Annotated in this window: 1 protein-coding gene; it reads left to right on the plus strand. The window is 41.5% G+C overall.

The window, feature by feature from the left end; all coding sequences use genetic code 11:
* Positions 1-210: 210 nt before the first annotated feature.
* Entirely contained in the window at positions 211-1,407 is a 1,197-nt protein-coding gene (gene tuf, locus QP439_RS08860) for an elongation factor Tu (protein WP_001040721.1), read from the plus strand.
* Positions 1,408-1,553 lie beyond the last annotated feature (146 nt).

The following is a 1,553-nucleotide window of genomic DNA, read 5'->3' on the forward strand; positions in this document are numbered from 1 at the left end:
AATTCCACCATAAAAATCCGTTTTAGACTAATTTCCACTTTGGTCAGGCAAGTGGAAGTTACTTTGAGAAGTTACCGATTAAGAATAATTCACAAAAACTTTGTAAAACACTTGCAATTTAGCTGAAATTTGATAAAATAGTAAGGAAAGTTAGACTGTATTGCCTACTGTCTATCTATAAAATATATTTTATTGGAGGCTTTTACTCAAATGGCAAAAGAAAAATACGATCGTAGTAAACCACACGTTAACATTGGTACTATCGGACACGTTGACCACGGTAAAACTACTTTGACAGCAGCTATCACAACTGTTTTGGCACGTCGCTTGCCTTCAGCTGTTAACCAACCTAAAGACTATGCGTCTATCGATGCTGCTCCAGAAGAACGCGAACGCGGTATCACAATCAACACTGCGCACGTTGAGTACGAAACTGAAAAACGTCACTACGCTCACATCGACGCTCCAGGACACGCGGACTACGTTAAAAACATGATCACTGGTGCCGCTCAAATGGACGGAGCTATCCTTGTAGTAGCTTCAACTGACGGACCAATGCCACAAACTCGTGAGCACATCCTTCTTTCACGTCAGGTTGGTGTTAAACACCTTATCGTCTTCATGAACAAAGTTGACTTGGTTGACGACGAAGAATTGCTTGAATTGGTTGAAATGGAAATCCGTGACCTATTGTCAGAATACGACTTCCCAGGTGACGATCTTCCAGTTATCCAAGGTTCAGCTCTTAAAGCCCTTGAAGGTGACACTAAATACGAAGACATCGTTATGGAATTGATGAACACAGTTGATGAGTACATCCCAGAACCAGAACGTGACACTGACAAACCATTGCTTCTTCCAGTCGAAGACGTATTCTCAATCACTGGTCGTGGTACAGTTGCTTCAGGACGTATCGACCGTGGTATCGTTAAAGTCAACGACGAAATCGAAATCGTTGGTATCAAAGAAGAAACTCAAAAAGCAGTTGTTACTGGTGTTGAAATGTTCCGTAAACAACTTGATGAAGGTCTTGCCGGAGATAACGTAGGTGTCCTTCTTCGTGGTGTTCAACGTGATGAAATCGAACGTGGACAAGTTATCGCTAAACCAGGTTCAATCAACCCACACACTAAATTCAAAGGTGAAGTCTACATCCTTACTAAAGAAGAAGGTGGACGTCACACTCCATTCTTCAACAACTACCGTCCACAATTCTACTTCCGTACTACTGACGTTACAGGTTCAATCGAACTTCCAGCAGGTACTGAAATGGTAATGCCTGGTGATAACGTGACAATCGACGTTGAGTTGATCCACCCAATCGCCGTAGAACAAGGTACTACATTCTCTATCCGTGAGGGTGGACGTACTGTTGGTTCAGGTATGGTTACAGAAATCGAAGCTTAATTCGATTTAGTTCCCAGAAGAACAATTATTTAAGTCAGACACTAAAAGAATCTTGCTTTGCAAGGTTCTTTTTTTGGCTCTATAATATTTGTAGTGGGTAAATCCCCTATGGATCTTATGGAGCCTTTTTTGTGTAGAAAAAAAGT

The sequence above is a fragment of the Streptococcus sp. UMB1203 genome (assembly GCF_030217725.1).
Lineage (GTDB): Bacteria > Bacillota > Bacilli > Lactobacillales > Streptococcaceae > Streptococcus.